Below are 15,052 nucleotides of genomic sequence, written 5' to 3'. Positions count from 1 at the left end.
TGTGTAAGCATCCTAGAGTTTATTTTTTTCATTTTATTTAAATCATGAGAGATTTGTTTGATTTACTAGCTAGGATGTTTCTGTCCACCATATTTTTGTTTGAAGCCTTTACGTCATTGAAATTTTTTGATCGAACTAAGTCCACCATGACGGAGTACGGTTTAACCTGGCAACAAGATTTCCTATTAATTGCCACGATTACCTGTTTATTTATTGGAGGAGCTTTTTTACTCATAGGTTACCGACCTGTTTTTGCAGTAACCTTACTGCTTATTTATTGGATCCCGGTTACATTTATTGTGTTTTCATTTTGGAATGATCCACCTGAAGTTCAAAACATACATTCCATTTTTTTTATGAAAAACATAGCTATAACCGGAGGATTAATACATGTATTGGTACACGGCACAGGTAAGTATAGCATACGACGTTTTTTTGGCATGACAGTGCTACCCAAAGAAAAATGGTAGTTTTTAGTTTAACACTATTTTCAAAAGTTCTATTGAAGTGAAATCAAAAAAAAAGCTTTTTATATACTGTATTTACTTACTGCATATTTCGATTTATAGCCAATTTAATTATTCCATTTCAACTGACACATTTCGCATTCCAAATTGGCCTAATATTCATTCTTTTACTTATGGAATTTTCAATGAATCCATTTACATGTTTGGTGGTCGACTAGATGGCATACATGATAAAAACAGTGGTTTCGAGAACAAGTTTTCCAATGATCAAATCTATCGATGGAACACTAAAACTCAAACCATAACTCAATATTCTTTGGATTCATTGTCACCATCAATGATTGAACCACTTAGCGCTGCCAATGCTGCATTTACTCAAGTCAACAATCAATTAATGATCATTGGTGGTTATGGACAATCTAAAACAGGTGCATACAAAACCTATCCCAGTCTGATAACAGTTAATTTAGCCAAGCTGGATCAAGCAATAGCATCAAATCAAAATATCGGTACTGCATTCAAACAAATCATTGATGACACATTCGCTGTGGCTGGAGGACAATTAGAAGTGTTAGATCAATTGTATTACTTGACTGGTGGTCATCGCTTTGAAGGCATTTATAAAGACAGTTCTTTAGTCGTCAATCAAAGATATACTTCAGCATGTCGCATATTCAATATAGATTTTTCAGGTGATACCCTATCCATAGATTTCAAAAAAGAAATTGTAGATGAGTTTAATTTCCACAGACGGGATTTTAATTTATCTCCATTTATTATGCAAGACAGGAATGAAAAATTAATGTGTTTTGCAGGCGTATTTTTAGTGAATGAAAATAGGCCCTTCATGAATCTTGCTGCGGTAAATTATAATGGCTATGAAGACATCCCGAATTTTAATCAGCGCTTCACCAATTACACTTGTCCGCATGTTGGATTTTATTCGGATATCAAGAATGAAATGCATAAAGTTTTTTTTGGAGGCATGGCGGAATATTATAGAGATACATTAGATCAAGTGGTGAGAGATCCTTTTGTTCCATTTGTAAAATCTATCAGCAGCATTTCCCGAATGTCTGATGGAACATTTCAAGAAACATTACTCAAAGAAAAAATGCCTGCATATCTAGGTACCAATTCAGAAATATTTCTGAATCCCCAACTACCCAATTTTAGAAATAAGATTATTAATTTAGATTCAATTCAAAAAGATAGTACATGGTTGGGATATATCTTTGGTGGCATTTACAATCCATTAAATGAAGCTAATCCATTCGAAAAAAACAAAGCAAGTTTGACCCTAGCCAATCCATATATTATTAATGTACAACTTATAAAAAATAAATCTACTCAGGTCCAAGAACCCAATAGTTCAGCGCAACAAAATAAATTCGAATGGATCCTATCACCCAATCCTGCAACTCATAAAATAAGCATCATATCTCCGAATGTAAATATTGAAACATTAAGCATTTGGATTACAAACGCATCCGGAAAACTAGTACACTACGAAAAATTAGACCACCAATCAACCATCAACATAGCATCACTACCTGCTGGAATGTATCAGATTTATGCATTAATGAATGGAACTGCATTCAATTCAAAAGTGTTTTATAAAATAGATTAATAGTATTCCCCTATTGCTTAATCCATTTGCCAGAACTTATAAGAGCATCCTTTCTGAACAAATTATAAGTATACATTCCAGAAGGCAAGAAATTGAGATTTATAGTGTTGTTATTAGTTTGATTCTGTGAAGAATGTACGATCTTGCCCTGCAAGTCAATAATGTCCACTCTATAACTGATTCCAGAATCATCTATTACATCAAATTTAAAACTTCCTGGTGATGGGTTGGGATATATCATGGCTTCCCAATTAATATGGGTTTCATCATCAGTATTTGTCACATTGCCATCAGCATCTACTTTTAGAAAATAAGCCTCATATTTCGGATACACATGCGGTGTAATAGTGCTAAACCATCCACCAACCAAGCATCCATCATCAGCCGTAGGCAATATTTTGAATAATGCATAATAATTATCTAAAGCAAATACTTTCTTCCATTTTACATTTAGATTTGAATCCAATTTAGTTATAAACACTGCACTGGAATCAAAAGGAAATACTGAAGGCCCCGAAGTGCCGGCTGTATAAATGCTATTCCTATTATAATAGGCTATTGATCCATTCCATGCACAAAAATCATTCGTTGTGTCTGTTCTATCTAAAACACTCTTAATAGGTTTAAAATTATTATCAATAAACCACAAATGAAGATCTGCTGTAAATTCCCACGAAACAGAAGCCATTAAATACTTTTTTTCTGACCATCTAAGTAAAGTGGTAGAGTTAGTTGTAATAAAATACCTGTGTTCGTGACTAATAAAACTATCTATACTAACCAAATTCAAATTCTTATCCAAGATCATTAATACATCTCCCATTGCCATATATTTTGAATTGTCTAATGAACTTGATATAGTATGAGGCCCATAATTCTGACTTGGTTCTCGTTCACGATGTGTTTTAATTAATTTCCCATCATGATCTATTTGAATGAATTCGGTTGCAGCTGTAATTTTATTCAAGTGATTTAAATCTAAAATACATAATAATGTATCATTGATTACTTGAGAATAACTATTAGGTATACTAAATTCGGGATAATTGATACTAATACTATCTATAATATTAAAGTTTAAATCACATTTGAATAATATAAAATCCATATTATAAAACACAGGTTTTTTATAATGAATACAAGTGATAAAATAATTATCCTTCATTTTGAAAATACTTCTTGGATGATAGTTATAATTAGATGATAAAATTATTTTTTCATCAATTTTTTTACCATAAGGATTAATTTTCATAATTTTTATTTGAGAGAATTCAGAGCTATCGTATAGATTTAGATAGTCAAACGATTCAACTAACCCATTATAATTTCCATCTATATCAAGTAATACATCGTTTAATAGATCGCATCTATTTGAATGATTGATGAATTCCCAAGAAGTATTTTGAGTGTATGAAAAATGTAATGTAAAAAAAGCAACGAATTGAAAAAAAAGTAACCTCTTCATAATGAGTATAAATTGAAATATCAAAAGTACAAATAAACTGTACTTTTGATGTGAGTTAATAAAAATAAAACAACCTTAGAAAAGCTACATCAACTTTTTTACCGTAAACTTACTTCTACAAAAATAAGAATATTATTCTCCAATACACAAACTTTATCATATTAATATTTCAATCATATTTTACTTCACAAAAAAATAAGGTTTTGTAAAAAGTCAGATTAAATCTTTAAACTACTGAAAATTTAGAGTCTTCATTTAGCTTTGAAATGGTTTATTGATTTAATTTTAGGACAAAACAGGGTCTTGTCGCAAGAGAAGCATAGTCGAGGATAAGCCGTGGAATAGACGTGGAATAGGCGCGGAATAGATGTGGAACATATCTCGTCCATTCTCTTAGTGGAAGAGATGTGACAAGACTATATGCGTTGCACAATTGATTTAGATATTAACCATCCTTTGATTTGATCTTAGCTTTAAGTTTTAAGGCAAAATCATACGTTCGTTTAAAAGTTCCCTGCGTTGGTTTAAAAGGTCTTGCCAATTACAAGTTAATATTTGATCTTTGGCTTAAGCTATTAAATGATTAGAATTGAACATTAAAATACTTGAAATCCAATACAATAATGATTTGAAGCGTTCATGCAGATGGAAACACAGATTTGCAAAGCAGAATTGTTATGTATCCCCGAATCATTTTTTTGTTAAATTAATTACAAACGACGGGAATGGAAATCAAGATTAAATTAATAAATTCCAAATTTTATATGATAGTTCTCAATAACTTATAGTTAAATATAATTGATTTTTCCAAAATGCAATTTCCAAAAAAATGAATCAGACAAAGTTTCTATTAGTATTTATAATCTTTGCAACATTAATCAGTATGCAATGTAATGAGGAATGTCCTCAAAGATTTCATGTGCCTGCGGAAATCATTCCATATCAATTAGAATACCATATTGGAGACACAATTAGATTTGTTTCTAAATTTGAAAAAAATGTTCATGAAATTCACACTGATATGAATTATGATATGAGTAAAATAGATTTTATACCAAACACTGTTATAGATTTCCTTGATACAATCGGTAGGAGTAAGATTTCAGACTATTTTATATTTTACAGTTATTCTCCAAATTATAAAGAATATATTTTATCGAAAGGGCAAAGCTTACTAGAAGGTCAATATGCTTTCCTTAATGATTCATTTACATTAGAATATATTTTAATTCCTAAATATCCTGGAAATTACTTTCTAACTCAAAAATGTGGAATTTGGGAAAATTTTCCAGGGAGATGCAGGCATGTTTATTATACTGTTGGTGTAGATATGAATTCAGGAAAGAATGGCAATATAGAGTTACTAAAAGAAAGTGAGGATACTTTATACAATAAAATAGATGCAAATTCACCAAATTGGCTTTTTTATGATAAAGGTGGATTTTGTTTTCGTGTAGTACCATAAGTTATTGCTATAACATATTTGACTTTTGTTAAGTATAATTTTCAAAATAATGAATCAGATAAAGTTTTCGTTGACAGGTATATTATTAATTCAAAAAAGATATGGATCAAAAAGTTATGGCATGAATAAGCATTTAATAAAAACTGAATTAAAATTGATTAAGCATTAAGTTACTATATAATTTCAATAATTTATCTCTAACTTCCTCATGTCTTGCTCCAATATATATCTTATTATCAACAATCTTGTAGCTATTATTATACTCTGTAATGATAACAATATTCTGATCATTATATTCGTCTGTCACCTTTATATCTGATATTTTAAAATTAGTAATAGAATTTACTCTGTAAATTTTACGGTCAAAGTAATCCATTGAAAATCCTATGTAATTTTCGCCATCAAAAAGTAGTATTGAAGTTATTGAAATATATAGGCCCGCTTCAAATTCGTGATATATTATATACATTTTATCCCACTTATACTTCATGGACTTCAGAAATAGCTTTTTTAAATCATAATCAGCAACTTGAACTAAGGAATACATTACAACATCTAAATCAGTAAAATCTATCTTTTTATTGAAGCAATATTGAGTTTTATTTAAAAATGCTTGTGTCGATTCAAATTTCCAGGTATTTAAAAGTCCAGCTCTATAGCCTTCTTCTTTTGTAATCCAATTACTAGATTTATTATTACAATTAAAACTAAAAAAGATTAGAGCTAAAAAATAAGTTCTATTCATTATTCTGGAATTTTTCTATCAATGACATTTTGTGCTTTTCTTATAGTGATTTCTCTCTTACTGGTATCAATCCATGAGATTTTTTTAGCACTATTCTTAACTATTACAAATATAAGTATATTCTTCTTCAAATATTAACCGGCTGCATATATAAATTTAAGTATTATTAAATTACACATAATTTAAAATCCTTAAAAATCACTACTCATAACCTCCTTTACCCTACTTTAAACTTTGCTATTGCTTCTTTCGTAAAATGGCTCAACACCAATTCTCCTGAAATGGCTGCCCTTGATTCCAGTAAAGTATCCCAATGGTCTGTATTGGACCAAAATACTGTTTTTAATTCTTTTAAAGCCAGGGGATTTGAATTCAATAATATAGTCGTGAATCGTTTTAAATAATCATCCAGCAATGCGGAGGTATCAAATACTTCATGGTACAATCCATGGGTTTTGGCCCATTCGGCAGTCTGCCATTCCGTGGCATTTAATGCCATCTGTGAAAATGCACTCAAACCCATTCTGCGCTCTACTACAGGTCCAATTACAAAGGGACCGATGCCAACTGCAAGTTCACTCAAACGAACGGTAGCATGCGTTGTAGACATAGTATAATCACATGCTGCAGCCAACCCTACCCCACCGCCAACAGCTTTGCCATGTATTCTACCAATGATGATCTTAGGGCACTTACGCATGGCATTAATCACATTAGCAAAACCCATAAAAAAAACTTTACCTGTTTGAATGTCATTTATTGAGGCTAATTCATCAAAACTCGCACCGGCACAAAAAGTTCGGTCGCCTCCAGATTGCAATACGATTAATTTCACAGCCTCATTCGTTCCTGCTGCATTTATGTGGTCAACAAGTTCTTTTAAAATAACACCCGGCAATGAATTACTCGCTTCAGTAAAAAATGTAATGGTTGCCAATCCTTGATCTATATCCGTTTTTACAAATTGATTCATAATTATTGCTTTTGTATTTATTGTAATTAATCAACTATGTTTTTGTCATTATTTTTGCAAAAATCAGGCAAAAATATCGCCAAAAACACTTATTTACTATTATATGCGACGGATTTTATCCGTCGCTAAATATCGGTTGCCCCTACAGGGCAAGGACTTGAATAATTACATGTTTTTTAATGGATTTTGACATAACAATTCATTATTTTCCTCGTCTCCAACTACTATATGCTCCATTGGGCGTTGCCCAATTCTCCGGAAATATATCGAGCGCTTGGCATTCTTTGAGTTCTGTGTGACAATCACGGGCTAATTGCTGATATAATTGAGTGCCTTTGGTTTTCCATTGGATCATTTCATCGCTGACGTCCTTAATAATGCGCGCAGGATTCCCAACCACCAGACTTCTAGAGGGAATTCTGGTGCCTTCCTTAATGAATGACATGGCTCCGATTATACATTCATCACCAATTTCAACATCGTCCATAATCACCGTGTTCATCCCTACAAGGACATTAGAGCCTATAACAGCCCCGTGAATCATGGCTCCATGACCAATGTGCGCATTAGTTTTAAGGTGCACACTTACACCCGGAAACATGTGAATTATACAGTGCTCTTGAACATTACAGCCATCTTCAATAATGATTTCACCAAAATCACCCCTAAGCGCAGCAAAAGGCCCCACATAAACATCTGCCCCAATTCGAACACATCCTGTCACTACTGCCATGGGGTGCACAAAAGCAGTGGGATGCACATAAGGTGTAAAATTTTTATAAGAATAAATCATCCCAATTATTCATTTTATTTCCGAAGAATATCAAACCAACTATTCACTTTCCTTTTTTAAGATATTTTAGCAAATAAAAAGTAAAGATCTAATATTGGGAGTAAAAACAGAAACAATTGTAGTTTTACCCTAATAAATATTTTATATGATCTATTTTAAGACGGCATTTTTAAATTTTCTGGCTGATCTGGAAGTTTATAATAATCGAGAATGGTTCAATGCTAACAAAAAAAGATTTAAATCTGATGTAGAAGCTCCTTTCCATGTATTCATAGAAAGAATGATTGAATTACTAAAAAAAACATACCCTAATCTTAACACGAGTGCCAAAGAATGTGTGTTTAGAATTTATAAAGATGTTCGATTTAGCAAAGATAAAACACCCTACAAATCTCATATGTCCGCTGCTATTTCTCCTGGTGGCAAAAAAGACTTTGAAACCCCTGGATTGTACATGGAATTCAAGGCAGATAAAATTCATATTTATACTGGCGTTTATGCCCCTAGCACAGAAAATTTAATAAAAATAAGAACTTACATTGCAAGTCATTTAAAGGAATTTGATAAATTGATTCATGATAAAAAATTTGTTGCTTTGTATCAGAATATTCAAGGTGAGAAAAATAAAAAGATTCCAGCAGAATTTAATGAAGCAGCAAACAAACAAGCGCTTCTCTATAATAAATCCTTTTTTTATACCTTTGAATTTGATAGCGAATTGATATTGAAACCCAAATTAGATCAACACATCTTAGATTGTTATAAAGTGGCTTTACCCCTGAATCAGTTTTTTACTGATGCATTAAATTCCTAAAACATAACTTCAGAACTCCTTGCACTGTTCAAAATTTTAGAACATTTTTGAGCTTGTTCGTAAATTGTATTCAAGGAATTTTTGTATTAATGAGTTGGTGTAGAAATTTGGATCGGCCTTAAGGGATAAGCCGTTAAAAAATGATGTAATGAAACCGTTAAAAATTCAAAACTGTATGAGCCCAACACTATGCTTAAAAAAAAGAACAAGAATTCGAGATGAGCAAGTGTGATGCCAATCAAATGAAAGAAGGCCAAAGGCGAGTTTTTTGAATTTAGGTTTCATGGAATCATTTTAGGCTTAGACTTTATAGCCCTGCCTGACTGACGTCTAGTCAGGCAGGCTAGAATTTTTGGTTTCCCTCAGCCTGATACAGGCTTCGGTTCATTCGTTAATTTGTGATTTTGGATCACAAATTTCTTGCTGAGGCAAGATCACTCAATCATGTTTCATGAAAAAAGAACAAAAAGTTGTAAATTACAACGAAAGTTAATATTTTGGAATCATGTCAAACAATTAGAATAATTAGGTTTTCAATGGCAAAAAGTTTTAAACTTAATCTTCTTCATCTTGAATTAATGCCAATTGCCTTATATCTCTATTAATGATAATTCCAGCATTCAATTCAAATCCTAGAATCAAGATTAATACATTCAATCGGATCCAAATCAGCGTTATAATCAATGCTGAAATAGCACCATAGACTTTATGATAGGTTGAAAAATGATCCACAAAATATCCGAATAAAACGGAAGTTATGATGGAACCTATAGTAGCAAAAATAGTACCCGGAGAAAAGAAACTAAATGGCTTCTTTAATGCAGGAGCTAAGCGATACATCAATTCGATAACGGAATAAAATAATAAGATAATAATCAAGTATTGAAAAAATTTGACTGCGATCACTGTCAATTTACTTAAATGCAGTATGCCAAATATCCATTTAAAAATCTGACCACCTAAAATTAAAATCAATACGGAAAAAATCAATAATATACCTAATAAGAACGTCAGTAATATAGCAATCAATTGCTTCTGAGTCCACGATCGTTTTCGAAAACTGGATTTATATGTTTTATCAAATCCTTTCATCATCGTCAACATACCATTAGATGCAAACACTAAGGCTAAAATAAATCCTATGGATAATAATCCACTCTTTGCTTTAGGTCGAATGGTACTAACTATATCTTTCCAAATATAATCTTGGGCTCGATCTGGCATTACAGATATAATGGAATTCTCCATGGCAGAATAAAAATCCCAACTCTTCGGAAAATAAGCCGTTAATGTAAATAAGAAAATCAATGATGGAAACAAGGCTAAAAAAAAACTATAGGACATCGCACTTGCTCTGGTATTCAGATCATTTTTATTCAGTTCATTTCGAATAAAAGTTAAAGTTGTATAAATACTTACATCATGAAATCCCGGCAATGAATGGTTCTGACTCCATATCACTATATTTACTATGATAGGCCATTGTAAAAATTTATTCCACCATTCATTCCATTTATTTTTCAAAATAAGGACTTAATTTTTGGATCAATAATTCCGGCATTTCCACTCTTTTCCTGGACGCTATATCCAAAAAACACAATACTACCTGACCCTGATTTAACCAGTCCCCTTTCTCATTTAGAATTTTAGTATCGAATTGAATACTGGTGTTGGGCCATTTAATAATACTGGTCTCAAGAGTTAATAAATCATCGTAGTGTGCCGGTCTCAGGTATCTCACATTTAATGAAACTACAGGCATGAAAATATGCATTTGATCTTCCATGGATTTATAATCCAATCCCAAAGATCTTAAAGCTTCCACACGACCAATTTCATAATACAGGGAATAATATCCGTAATAAACAAAACCCATTTTGTCGGTTTCACCATATCTGACCCGAACTTGTGTGGTATGTGTAAACATTAAATAAATGGTTTTTGATTACTTTCTTAAAACAGGACAAGACATACAATGAGTTCCTCCTCGTGCTCTTGACAACTCACTTGAAGGTAAGGTAATAATGGTATTCTTAATATCGGCTACATCCAAGCCTCCACCTTCGACCTGACGCATAAATTCTGATGCATGGATGACTTGATATCCTGCAGCTCTAAAGGCCTTCTCCGTATAAGGATTACGATCGTAAGTTAGTGCCACACCGGGTCTAATCGTTAGCAAGTTGCACCCATCGGTCCATTGTTCCCTTTCCTGATAGGGTGACTCGCCACCACCACTCCAAATAAATTCAATTTCAGGATCAATTTCAGCATGTAAAAAATCAACAACAGAAGGATATTCTACCACTTCTCCGGTTATTCTAAATACAGTAACATAAGACCCCAATCCATCTTTTACTATGGGTTTAAATCCTACAAAGTGTTTTTCATTAATCTGAGTAAACAAGGTATCTATATGCATATATGAACGTTCCTTTGGAACTTCTATTTCGACTACGTTCTTTATGATGCCACGTTCGAACAGTAAATTCTTCAAGGTCATAAGTGCATGATCTGTAGTCCGCTCACTACTTCCTATCAATAAATAATCTTTATTGAGTATCATAATGTCTCCGCCCTCGATTGAAATGGGTTCACCTTTACGGGATGGTGGAAATTCATTCACCAAATTCAAATTGATCAATCTATTTTCTTCCATTAAATGTGCAAAATAGGGATGCGCATAAAATATAAACCGGGTCAATAAATTCTCACGATGTCTAACATATTTAGATGCTTTGGTAATGACGACATGTTCGTTGACAATTACCGCAATATCCCGAGTAAAAATAAAATTAGGAATTGGGTCAAACAAAATCTGATCTTCGGCAGGATAATAACCTGAAATCAAAACATCAGCTAATACATGATGCGGCAATTCAAAAAGTAATTTAACGGTGCTTTCCGGTAATTCTTCAAAATCCTTAATCAACTGTATGAGTTCTTTTTTATAAGCTTCATTGGCGTCTAAGGATTCCTTTATCAAAGTGCAGGTCTCAAGCACGTTGTCCTTACCAATAAAGAGCTTTAGAATATTCTCAAACGTCTCATGTTCCCGTTGCATCACTGGCAAATAAACAATATCATCAAAAAGCAATTCCCCTGCCCTTCTTGGTGTGATTCGATCAATTCCTGCATCAGGTGCATGAATAATCACTTTAAGCAATTCAGATATCTCAGAATCAACGTATACATCTTGTCTTTGGCTCATAAATTTGCTGTTTTCGAGCACAAAGGTAGGCTTAAAAATCTACTTGTCAAACTTTGTCCTGATTGGGAATGCCAGCAATCGCTCGAAAAAGTCTCCCTTTATCATGGGCAGTAAAAAAACAATTTAAGCTATAAAAAATCAAATATATAGTTATATTACAACAACTTACACATTAAACTCTTATTATATTTAAAACCAAATTATTTGTCCCTGGTGGGATGCAATTATCCTTAATATTATCTTATCTTTAATCGATCAAATAAACCGATGAGTGTCCTATTTTTATATCGATAATACCTTCTTCACCCTTTTAGACTATCCAATAAGTTATTTAGAATTTTACGGAACTATAGCGGGAATTATTGCTGTTTGGCTGGCCGCGAAATCCAATATCCTAACCTGGCCCATTGGTTTAATCAATATCATGCTTTTCTTTATTATCTTCTTTCAAGTTCAACTCTATTCAGACATGTTTTTACAGGTCTATTTTTTTGGAATCAGCATTTATGGCTGGTATAATTGGATTTATGAAAAAAAAATAAATATTCCCATTAAAGTACTCGAATTAAAATACATCCTATTTTTAACCATTGGAACATTGGGATTAAGTTTAATCTTTGGCTTTTTTATAAAAAACATTCATTCTATTTGGCCTCAGGTTTTTACAAAACCAGCAGCTTATCCCTATACTGATTCTTTTGTAACCATAGCAAGCATAGTTGCGAATACCCTATTGGCAAAACGATATTTTGAAAATTGGATCATTTGGATTATCGTTGATATTATTTGTATTTTTCTCTATGCATTTAAAGAAATCATTTTTGTTTCTTTTGAATTTTTTATTTTCTTACTCATCGCTATTTATGGACATTGGTCTTGGTGGCGAGAATACAAATTGGGCAAGTTATAAACTACTAAGATTTGACAAATTATTAAATCCTAAAAAACTTCTAAAAATGCATTTGAAAAATGAAATAAATTACTTAATACAAATTCATTTATAAAAATTCAAGTGCTTGCTTTAAATCATTAATCAAATAATCCGCACTTTCTAAACCAACATAAAATCTAATCATCCTATGATCTTCCTGATGAACATCAAATGAATTTATTTCAATACCAGCTACTTTAGGTATGACCAGACTCTCATAACCTCCCCAACTTACGGCTATAAAAAAACATTTTAACTGCTCACAAAAACGTTCTATGTGTTCAGCTTTTTCTGTTCTTACAATTACAGAAAACAATCCACAAGCACCTTGCATTTGTTCGCTTGCTAAAAGGTATTGATCAAAATCAGGATCCAAAGGAAACAACACTTTTTCAATTTTCGGGTGGCATTTTAAATATTCAATAACTAATCTTGTGGTCTTGGATATGGCTTCTAATCTAACTGGGAGCGTTCTTATGCCACGGATCAATAACCAAGCATTGAATGGTTGAATGCCATTGCCCACCAATAAATAATCCAAATCGAAAATTTTCTTCAACAATATTTTTGGACCACACAATACGCCTGCAACCACATCACTATGTCCACCGATATACTTCGTTGCTGATTGTATAGAAATATCGATTCCCAATTCAATGGGCTTTTGATAAATCGGTGTACAATAACTATTGTCTACAACCGTAAGAATATTTTTAGACTTAGCAAGTGCAGAAATACGTTTCAAATCCTGGATCGCATAATCCCAACTATTGGGCGATTCCAAATAAATAATTTTTGTATTGGTTTGAATGGCGTTCTCAATATTTTGAATAGTCCTTCCATCAACATAGGTGGTCGTCACACCAAACTTCGGCAACCATAAGTCAAATAATTTTTGAGCCCAGGTATACGGCTTTCTGACAGAAATAATGTGGTCACCATGAGATACAAAAGGCACAACTGAAGAATAGATAGCAGCGGCTCCAGAATTAAAAACCAAACAATCTTCCGCACCATCCAATGCTGCCAATTTTTTTCGTAAAATATCTACAGTTGGATTTAAGCCTCTCGAATATAAATATCCTCCATACTCATCTTTAAACCGTTCTCTGAGATCTGCAATTCGTTTGAATGCAAAATTGCTGGTTTGAACTATGGGTGGCGCAATCGCGTTAAAATAATCTTCCCGATCCTCACCCAATTCATTCAAAATATAAGATATGTCTTTCATTTAATATTCCATTTTTTAATTACAAAATACAAACCTAGAAATGCTACAAAAACTAAAGCCCCAATTCCCGCCAACCAAGGTGTATTTCGAATTATCGTAAAACTGACAAATAAATATGCACTGATAAAAATTAATGTAGCTATTGGAAATAATTTCATTTTATAAATTCCTGTTCCGTCCAGGTGCGCTGTTTTTTTTCTGATAACAAATAAGGTCGCAGCAGATGTAGCCATTCCAATAGAGTCTAGAAACATCGTAAAACCAAGTATTTTGTCAAATGTATTTGCAAAAAAAAGTATAATGATCGTAATCAAGGTAAATACTGTTAAACTTACAATTAAAACATCTTTCTCTTGAGTCCTTTTCTGGAATATTTTTGGCAATATCCCATCATCCGCCATAGCAAACATCACCCTGGGATTACTCAACAACAATACATTGACATAGGCTAAAACAGCAGTGAATAACAAAACAGAAAAAACTGTTTTTCCTATTGGTCCAAATATTTTTTCAGCAATAATTGATGCAATACCTTTCGCATGTTTTAATTCTTCAAAACCTATAATTTTATAATATGCATAATTAACGGTTAGATAAAGAATAATCACGATGAATATCCCTACAATGATTCCATGAGGTAAAACTCTTTTAGCGTCATTAACCTCCCCACCAAAATTTATAGATTGTTGATATCCTCCATATGTAAAACAAACAGAAACCAATGCCGCACCAAATGCTCCTAACATAGAAGTGGAACTCAAGGATACTGCTTGTTCTGTAATTTGTTCAGCTGAATGATTTATAAAAAACAAAGACAAAATTAATATGAGTATCATCCCAATTTTAATGATCATCAATACATTTTGTGTATTAGAGCTCATTCGCAAACCCAGAAGATTCACTCCATAAAAAGTTAGAATAGCAGACATGGCTATCCATGATTTACCAAGATCCGAAATAGCATGATCAGATAATACCGGAGCGATATATTCTGTGCCAATTAAAGCCACACCTGCTAAGGAAGCGGCATTAGAAATAAGAATAACACAATTTAAAGCAAAGGCTAAAGATGGATGAAAGGCGTAAGAAAATATTTTATAATACCCACCAATAATCGGATACCTGGAGCCAATTTCAGCATAACTGAGTGCACCAAATAGTGCAATAACCCCACCAAAAATCCAGGCACAAAAAAAAATGCCGGGTGTCCCCGCTGCTAATGCTGCATCAGAGGCCGTTCTAAATATTCCCATTCCAATAACCAGACTAATCACAATCATGGTTAAGGAAAATACATTTAATTTATTTTTTTCAATGTTCATGACGG

14 protein-coding genes are annotated in these 15,052 nt (G+C 32.6%); 5 read left to right on the top strand and 9 right to left on the bottom strand.

Going from position 1 to position 15,052, the window contains the following annotated elements; all coding sequences use genetic code 11:
* The first annotated feature begins 44 nt into the window (after nt 1–44).
* Both IPK88_13595 and IPK88_13590 read left to right on the top strand, forming a co-directional pair.
* A complete protein-coding gene (locus IPK88_13595; protein MBK8244457.1) occupies nt 45–470 on the top strand; it encodes a DoxX family protein in 426 nt (141 codons plus the stop codon).
* Nucleotides 471–507: 37 nt separating this feature from the next.
* On the top strand, nt 508–2,097 hold the full coding sequence (locus IPK88_13590; protein ID MBK8244456.1) for a T9SS type A sorting domain-containing protein: 1,590 nt from the start codon (nt 508–510) through the stop codon (nt 2,095–2,097).
* Nucleotides 2,098–2,107: 10 nt separating this feature from the next.
* Here the strand turns inward: IPK88_13590 and IPK88_13585 are convergent, their stop codons facing one another.
* The gene (locus IPK88_13585; protein MBK8244455.1) at nt 2,108–3,562 is read right to left on the bottom strand and encodes a T9SS type A sorting domain-containing protein; all 1,455 of its coding nucleotides are present in this window, start codon (nt 3,560–3,562) and stop codon (nt 2,108–2,110) included.
* Between the two features lie 829 nt (nt 3,563–4,391).
* On the opposite strand from IPK88_13585, the gene IPK88_13580 reads away from it, so the two are divergent.
* Complete coding sequence (locus tag IPK88_13580; protein ID MBK8244454.1) at nt 4,392–5,027, top strand: hypothetical protein; 636 nt, start codon at nt 4,392–4,394, stop codon at nt 5,025–5,027.
* 148 nt (nt 5,028–5,175) lie between these two features.
* On the opposite strand, the gene IPK88_13575 is transcribed toward IPK88_13580, so the two are convergent.
* From IPK88_13575 to IPK88_13565, 3 genes are all read right to left on the bottom strand, one after another.
* Nucleotides 5,176–5,772, bottom strand: a complete 597-nt coding sequence (locus tag IPK88_13575) for a hypothetical protein (protein MBK8244453.1) — start codon at nt 5,770–5,772, stop codon at nt 5,176–5,178.
* Between the two features lie 217 nt (nt 5,773–5,989).
* Nucleotides 5,990–6,745, bottom strand: a complete 756-nt coding sequence (locus IPK88_13570) for an enoyl-CoA hydratase/isomerase family protein (GenBank protein ID MBK8244452.1) — start codon at nt 6,743–6,745, stop codon at nt 5,990–5,992.
* A gap of 202 nt (nt 6,746–6,947) precedes the next feature.
* Nucleotides 6,948–7,538, bottom strand: coding sequence for a transferase hexapeptide repeat family protein (locus tag IPK88_13565; protein ID MBK8244451.1), 591 nt, complete (start codon nt 7,536–7,538; stop codon nt 6,948–6,950).
* Nucleotides 7,539–7,683: 145 nt separating this feature from the next.
* Between IPK88_13565 and IPK88_13560 the strand changes: the two genes are divergently transcribed.
* On the top strand, nt 7,684–8,352 hold the full coding sequence (locus IPK88_13560; GenBank protein MBK8244450.1) for a DUF2461 domain-containing protein: 669 nt from the start codon (nt 7,684–7,686) through the stop codon (nt 8,350–8,352).
* 555 nt (nt 8,353–8,907) lie between these two features.
* Here IPK88_13560 and IPK88_13555 read toward each other — a convergent pair.
* Genes IPK88_13555 through IPK88_13545 form a run of 3 tightly spaced genes read right to left on the bottom strand, consistent with a single transcriptional unit; the run spans nt 8,908 to nt 11,563 of the window.
* A complete protein-coding gene (locus IPK88_13555) occupies nt 8,908–9,876 on the bottom strand; it encodes a YihY/virulence factor BrkB family protein (protein ID MBK8244449.1) in 969 nt (322 codons plus the stop codon).
* Nucleotides 9,866–10,279 carry an acyl-CoA thioesterase gene (locus IPK88_13550; protein MBK8244448.1) on the bottom strand — a complete coding sequence of 138 codons (414 nt, stop codon included), beginning with the start codon at nt 10,277–10,279 and terminating at the stop codon, nt 9,866–9,868. Before IPK88_13550 ends, IPK88_13555 begins: the two co-directional genes overlap by 11 nt.
* An 18-nt stretch (nt 10,280–10,297) precedes the next feature.
* Complete coding sequence (locus IPK88_13545) at nt 10,298–11,563, bottom strand: arginine deiminase (GenBank protein ID MBK8244447.1); 1,266 nt, start codon at nt 11,561–11,563, stop codon at nt 10,298–10,300.
* Nucleotides 11,564–11,834: 271 nt separating this feature from the next.
* Here IPK88_13545 and IPK88_13540 point away from each other — a divergent pair, with 271 nt between their 5' ends.
* Nucleotides 11,835–12,473: a nicotinamide mononucleotide transporter gene (locus IPK88_13540; protein MBK8244446.1), complete on the top strand. Its 639-nt coding sequence runs from the start codon at nt 11,835–11,837 to the stop codon at nt 12,471–12,473.
* A gap of 88 nt (nt 12,474–12,561) precedes the next feature.
* On the opposite strand, the gene IPK88_13535 is transcribed toward IPK88_13540, so the two are convergent.
* Both IPK88_13535 and IPK88_13530 read right to left on the bottom strand, forming a co-directional pair.
* Nucleotides 12,562–13,725, bottom strand: coding sequence for a PLP-dependent transferase (locus IPK88_13535; protein ID MBK8244445.1), 1,164 nt, complete (start codon nt 13,723–13,725; stop codon nt 12,562–12,564).
* Nucleotides 13,722–15,047 carry an amino acid permease gene (locus IPK88_13530; protein MBK8244444.1) on the bottom strand — a complete coding sequence of 442 codons (1,326 nt, stop codon included), beginning with the start codon at nt 15,045–15,047 and terminating at the stop codon, nt 13,722–13,724. The genes IPK88_13535 and IPK88_13530 overlap by 4 nt, the downstream gene beginning before the upstream one ends.
* Between the last annotated feature and the right edge of the window lie 5 nt (nt 15,048–15,052).

This window comes from Candidatus Defluviibacterium haderslevense, assembly GCA_016712225.1.
Classification (GTDB): Bacteria; Bacteroidota; Bacteroidia; order Chitinophagales; family Saprospiraceae; genus Vicinibacter; species Vicinibacter haderslevensis.
This window is presented reverse-complemented; position numbering and strand designations above follow the sequence as displayed.

Excerpts from the sequence above, each read along its gene's own strand:
- IPK88_13530 (MBK8244444.1), bottom strand. The coding sequence starts at position 15,047 with ATGAACATTGAAAAAAATAAATTAAATGTATTTTCCTTAACCATGATT.
- IPK88_13570 (MBK8244452.1), bottom strand. The coding sequence starts at position 6,745 with ATGAATCAATTTGTAAAAACGGATATAGATCAAGGATTGGCAACCATT.
- IPK88_13575 (MBK8244453.1), bottom strand. The coding sequence starts at position 5,772 with ATGAATAGAACTTATTTTTTAGCTCTAATCTTTTTTAGTTTTAATTGT.
- IPK88_13560 (MBK8244450.1), top strand. The coding sequence starts at position 7,684 with ATGATCTATTTTAAGACGGCATTTTTAAATTTTCTGGCTGATCTGGAA.
- IPK88_13550 (MBK8244448.1), bottom strand. The coding sequence starts at position 10,279 with ATGTTTACACATACCACACAAGTTCGGGTCAGATATGGTGAAACCGAC.
- IPK88_13565 (MBK8244451.1), bottom strand. The coding sequence starts at position 7,538 with ATGATTTATTCTTATAAAAATTTTACACCTTATGTGCATCCCACTGCT.
- IPK88_13535 (MBK8244445.1), bottom strand. The coding sequence starts at position 13,725 with ATGAAAGACATATCTTATATTTTGAATGAATTGGGTGAGGATCGGGAA.
- IPK88_13545 (MBK8244447.1), bottom strand. The coding sequence starts at position 11,563 with ATGAGCCAAAGACAAGATGTATACGTTGATTCTGAGATATCTGAATTG.
- IPK88_13580 (MBK8244454.1), top strand. The coding sequence starts at position 4,392 with ATGAATCAGACAAAGTTTCTATTAGTATTTATAATCTTTGCAACATTA.
- IPK88_13585 (MBK8244455.1), bottom strand. The coding sequence starts at position 3,562 with ATGAAGAGGTTACTTTTTTTTCAATTCGTTGCTTTTTTTACATTACAT.
- IPK88_13595 (MBK8244457.1), top strand. The coding sequence starts at position 45 with ATGAGAGATTTGTTTGATTTACTAGCTAGGATGTTTCTGTCCACCATA.